Below are 5,504 nucleotides of genomic sequence, written 5' to 3' on the forward strand. Positions count from 1 at the left end.
CTCCTGATTGCCGTGGCGTTGGCAACATACGAGGGCCAGGGTGAGGGGGCGAGCAATCATCCCGTCCCTTGACGCCACCACCACCCGACGGGTTTAATACGCGCCTCCCACCGACCCCTCAGCGGTCACGGCCGGGTAGCTCAGTTGGTAGAGCATGCGACTGAAAATCGCAGTGTCGGCAGTTCGATTCTGTCCCCGGCCACCATTTCATAACCCGCCAAACCGACCCCGATACACGGGCGTATTCGCGCCTCCGAAAGAGGGCCGACGGGTCTGAATAGGGCCTGAGCCCGAGGCCTGTCTGTTCCCTCACTGGCTGGCTGGTCTAGTTGGCCGCGACTGCTATCGGTTCACGCCCGGGAGACTCCACTTGATGCTCTTGACTCATTAATCTTCTAAAATTACTATTTATACTCTGCGTGCCGGTGGAGTTCGTGATGATGAAGATCGACATTGATTTCGAGGTGTTCAAGGAATTGACCATGCTGCGTGAAAGCGAGGAGGTGACGGAGAACCAGGTTATACGGCGTCTTCTTGGTCTGGATGAGGAAGCTGGGCCAATGAGAGCATCAAAATCTGATGGGGTAGGAGACGAGGAAGGAATACCCTGGGTCGTGAAGAACGTCTATTTCCCTCACGGGACGCAGTTTCGAAAGGTCTACAAGGGCCGTGAATACCTTGGCACCGTCAAGAATGGAGCTTTGGAGCTTGAGGGCAAGCGTTACACCTCGCCCTCAGCGGCTGCGGTTTCAGTGACGGGCATCAATACCAATGGCTGGAGATTCTGGGAGTGCAAGAGGCCATCCGAGACAACCTGGCGATTGATGGAGACATATCGCACATGAGTCGCGTACTCGCGGACAGCATGCGCGATACCAAGCCGACTATCGATCGGCAGCGGCTCGAGGTACTCTTTCTGCGAGTAAATCGAGTACCAGTCGCGCAAAGCCTTCCTTGATGCGCTCGTTTTCGAGTACGCGTTCCGAAAGGCTGCCGTCGGCGTCTATTTGGTCGAGCACGGCGTCCACCACGGCCTTGGGGTAGTCGCCGCGCATGACTTCGTCAACCGGGTTGTTTTCGATCTGGGCCATAACCGCCTCGTTGCCGCGGATCGAATCGGCGATGTTTCGCGCGAAACGGAGCTGGTGATCGTCGGAAACGTCGGCGCCGAACAGCTCGTTGAGCCGGTTGATCAAATCCTCTAGACGCTCTTTCTTCGCGTCGCGTGGCTGCGCGGTGCCGATTTCGCCGGGCGGTTTTAACCGGTAGTCGCCACGTTCGTCGCCAAGGCCGAGCCGATGCTCACCCTGCTTGGTCAGCCGGTAATGCGTCAGCTGCAGTTCGGACAGGTCGATATCGTCCTCATCCACGCGTTCATCGCGCAGCAGCGGATGCAGGTGCTTGGCGAAGACATCCAGTCGCTCGAGTTCGTGATCCTCGAAGTCCACGATCTGGGAGATGAATTCGTAGAAGCGCACGAAGGTCGCCAGGTTCTTGCGGAACAGGTCCAGCGCGTCCTTCTGCTCGCCCAGCTCCTTGAGTTCGTGCTCGGCGCGCTGCGCACCGTGGTCGTTACCGGCCTCGCGCGCTCGTTTAAGTTCTTCCCGCCACGTCAGGATGCCGTCCCGGATGGTCTTGTAGCGGTCCCGGAAGCGATCGCGCGCGGGCCGGCAGAATCTGGTCAGCTCGCTCTGGCGTCCTCGGGGATCGAAGAAAGCCTTTGCGAAGGCCTCGACCTCTTCCCAGCGGTAGATGCGCTCTTCGTCGAGCTTGCGTTGTAGCTCGTAGACCTGATTCGGATCGGAAACGGATTCAAGCTCCGCGGTGGCATAGTAGGGCTCGAAGGCTTGGCGCACGTCCTCGGGATCGTTGACGAAGTCCAGCACGAACGTCGTGCCGCTCTCCTTGCCGGGGAAGGTGCGGTTGAGCCGGGATAGCGTCTGCACGCAGTCCACGCTCTGCAGTTTCTTGTCCACGTACATGGCGCAGAGCTTGGGCTGGTCGAACCCGGTCTGGAACTTGTTGGCCACGAGCATGACGTTGTACTCGTCCGTGTCGAAGGCCTCGCGCATGTCGCGGCCGCGCAGGTCCGGGTTGAGTAGTCGGCTGGTTTCGGAGACTTCCTCGGGAATATGCTCGTCGGGACCGACCGTGCCGGAAAAGGCCACGAGGGCGTGAACGTCGTCGTAGCCGTGCTCGCGGGCATAGGCATCCAGGGCGAGTTTGTAACGCACGGCTTCCTTGCGCGAGCTGGTGACCACCATGGCCTTGGCATGGCCGTCCAGCAGGTGGGCGACATTGTCGCGGAAGTGCTCGACGATGGCCGCCACCTTCTGGCCAATGTTGACCGGATGCATCTTGATCCAACGGGCGATCCGGGTGGCGGTGCGGCGCGCGTCGACTTCTTCCTCGCCGCGCGGATGGGCCAGGCGGTAGGCGGTGTTGTAGCTGATGTAGTTCTGCAGCACGTCGAGGATGAATCCCTCCTCGATGGCCTGGCGCATGCTGTAGACGTGAAAGGCTTCGGGCTTGTTGTCGTCGCCGGGCTCGCGCCCGGGATCGGGTAGCCGCCCGAACAACTCCAGGGTCTTGGCCTTGGGTGTGGCGGTGAAGGCGTAGTAGCTGATGTTCGTTGAGGGCTTGCGGGCGGCGACGGCCGCGTCCAGCACGTCCTCGGAGGTCAGCTCTTCCGTCTCCTCGCCGGACGGCAGACCGGCCAGGAGGGCGCGCAGCTTGTTGGCGCTGGTGCCGGTCTGGGAGGAATGGGCCTCGTCGGCGATAACGGCGTAACGCTTGCCGGCCAGATCCGGCCGCTCGTCCAACAGGCCGAACAGGGACGGAAAGGTCTGCAGCGTGACCACGATGATGGGCGTCTCGGCGGCCAGCGCTTCGGCGAGCTGCACGGATTTGCTGTCCTGGCCCTCGTCGCGCGAGATCGGCCGCACCACGCCATCGGCGTGCTCGAACTGGTAGATGGTCTCCTGGAGCTGGTCATCCAGCACCGTGCGGTCGGTGACCACGATCACCGAATGAAAGACCTGCCGGTCGTTGTCGTCGTAGAGCGAGGCGAGCTGGTGGGCGGTCCAGGCGATGGAATTGGATTTGCCGGAGCCGGCGCTGTGCTGGACCAGGTAACGCTCGCCGGGGCCGGCCTCACGGGTGGCGGCGAGGAGTTTATTGACCACATCCCACTGATGAAAGCGCGGAAAGATGAGCTTTTCGACCGTGTATCGCTTGCCGTGGAAGTCCTCCTTGGTCTCGCGCTCCAGGTGCAGGAAGCGGCCCAGGATGTTGAGCCAGGCATCCGGCTGAAAGACGCGTTTCCAGAGATAGGCGGTATCGTAGCCTTCGGGATTGGGCGGGTTGCCCGCACCACCGTCCTCGGTGCCCTGGTTGAAGGGCAGGAAGGTCGTGTCCCGGCCCAGGAGTCGGGTGGTCATCGCCACTTCGAACTGGCTGACCGCAAAGTGCACCAACGCGCCGCGCTTGAAAGTCAGCAGCGGCTCCTCGCGCTTGGTTGTCGGGTCCTTCGGTGGCCGGTCATGGCGGTACTGACGAATGGCGTTGGCCGCCGATTGCTTGAACTCGCTTTTCAGCTCCAGCGTTGCCGTGGGCAGGCCGTTGACGAACAGGACTAGGTCGAGGCGCGGGTTGTATTTGTCCTCACTGGATCGAGCATGGGGCGAATAGGACAGCTCCGGCACCGCACGCAGGCGGTTGGCCTCGTAGCGGGCCAGCGTATCCGGGTTCATGCCGTGCTCGGGTCGAAACCCGCAAAGTCGTATGCGAGCACCGCGATCCTTGTAGCCGTGGCGTAGCACGTCGAGGGTGCCGCGTTGCTGTAGCTGACGGGCGAGGTTATCGAGGAACTTGGTCTCGGTGTCCTGTGGGTAGTGCTTGGCGAATTTCGCCCACTGCTCGGGATAGGCTTCCCGGAAGAAGCCGAGAGCATCCTCGGAGTACAACGCTCGTTCACGATCGTAGGCGCTGGACTCGCCGCGCAGCCAGCCGTGCGCGGTCAGGTGCGCGAGGATGTCGTTCTGGAATTGGATCTCGCGGGCATCCGCCATGTCGCTACTCGTCCTGTGCCAGTCCAATCAGGGGATTGGCTTGCCTGAGTGTTTCTGCACTTGTCCCTCGAGGGCGACTGACTCCGCGTCGATGTCCTCCGGCACCAGGCCGGTCACGGTTGCCAGAGTTTCCCGAGGCGTTTCCTTCTGCGCCTCGCGCAGTCGTCGTACATACCGATTTATGACCTGGGAGACACCGAGGGAGTGCCGCGCCGCATAAGACTTCAGGAATGCCGCGTCTTCCTCGGACAGGCAAACTGTCAAAAATGTCTCCGGCATCTCTATCGTCCAGTCTCAGCCGCGCGACCGGAAAAGACACGCATGAGTGATCGATTGCATGTGCCTCCATGCTTGACTTGCCGTCCTGCTAGCCACATTATCTACACAGCGGATTGGGAATGCCCGATCGGCAAAAGGCCCCGGCGAATGCGTCGGGGCCTTTTGCTTTTCAGCGTCCCTTAGGGATAGCACTTCAGTCCCCAACCATCCACTCGCCCATCCGGGGCGCGACGCAGTTTTCTCGCGATCGTATCGTAGGCCCGATTCGGTTGTTCGGGATGCAAAATATGGCGGCCGATCGGTCGTGCCACCATATCCGCCAGTTGCAGGCCGCTGGAATTGACCGCCTTGCTTGCCAGAACCAAAGCGAGCGAGTCGTTCATCCCTTCCAGATGCGTCTCGTCCAGGATACGCCGGAACTCCAACTCGAGCGCGTCATCCTCCTTGTGCCCGCGCCGTTCGAACACGACGTGCGTCTTCCACCCTCGTTGACCGCGGCTTTGCAATTCCATGAACACGCGTTCCAGGCCGAACTGCATGGCGACGTGATACGGGTTGCCATCGGAGCCGCGTCGCTCGGCGAATTGCTGTTTCCGGATACAACTCGATACAACCGTGAACGGGGCACGTTCAACGAGTATGCCCAGATCCGAGAGGAAGGGACCTCGCAGATTCGGGTTCAATAGAAATTCAAACGGGTGGCGGGACTTGCGGATTTCGGCCTCGTGCAGGATGACCATGTCATGGCCGAAGTGCTTGAACTTCAATTCCTGCACCGCCGGGACGACCTGTTCAAGATAGGCCCGCTTCTCGAAGATGCAGAAGGCCAACACGAATACGGGATAGTCGGGATTGATTGTGCGCAGGCCGTGGTCCCCGCTCTCATCGACATAGACGATGTAATCGCTGAAAGCGGCCATCCGGTCTCAAGCGCTGTAGTGGGCGCGCTCTTCGGCAGCCTGCAACAGTTGATCGCCGCGTTCCTCGGTTTCGTTGGCCGATTGCGGTGGTTGCCAGTCGCGGACGTCGATCTTGCCGGTAACGGCGGCGGAGATGAGAGCGGTTCGGTGTTCGCGTAGATAAGAAATTAGATCCACTACGTTGTTCTCTAGCTGTGTAAACGCACCACATTGTTCACGTTAATGGGCAGCCGGC

The 5,504-nt window shown here is 60.8% G+C and carries 3 protein-coding genes and 1 tRNA gene; 2 read left to right on the forward strand and 2 right to left on the reverse strand.

Annotated elements, in window-relative coordinates; genetic code table 11:
- Positions 1 to 129 precede the first annotated feature (129 nt).
- Positions 130 to 205 (forward strand) — tRNA-Phe (locus tag PC39_RS16550).
- Positions 206 to 437: 232 nt separating this feature from the next.
- The gene (locus PC39_RS16555; RefSeq protein ID WP_353254524.1) at positions 438 to 845 is read left to right on the forward strand and encodes a DUF2924 domain-containing protein; all 408 of its coding nucleotides are present in this window, start codon (positions 438 to 440) and stop codon (positions 843 to 845) included.
- A 39-nt stretch (positions 846 to 884) separates the two neighbouring features.
- On the opposite strand, the gene PC39_RS16560 is transcribed toward PC39_RS16555, so the two are convergent.
- Positions 885 to 4,070 (reverse strand): type I restriction endonuclease subunit R, encoded by a 3,186-nt coding sequence (locus PC39_RS16560; protein ID WP_353254525.1) that lies wholly within the window; start codon positions 4,068 to 4,070, stop codon positions 885 to 887.
- A 458-nt stretch (positions 4,071 to 4,528) separates the two neighbouring features.
- Positions 4,529 to 5,269, reverse strand: a complete 741-nt coding sequence (locus tag PC39_RS16565; protein ID WP_353254526.1) for a DUF3800 domain-containing protein — start codon at positions 5,267 to 5,269, stop codon at positions 4,529 to 4,531.
- Positions 5,270 to 5,504: the final 235 nt, after the last annotated feature.

Source organism: Salinisphaera sp. PC39, from assembly GCF_040361335.1.
In the GTDB taxonomy this organism is placed as follows: Bacteria; Pseudomonadota; Gammaproteobacteria; order Nevskiales; family Salinisphaeraceae; genus APNM01.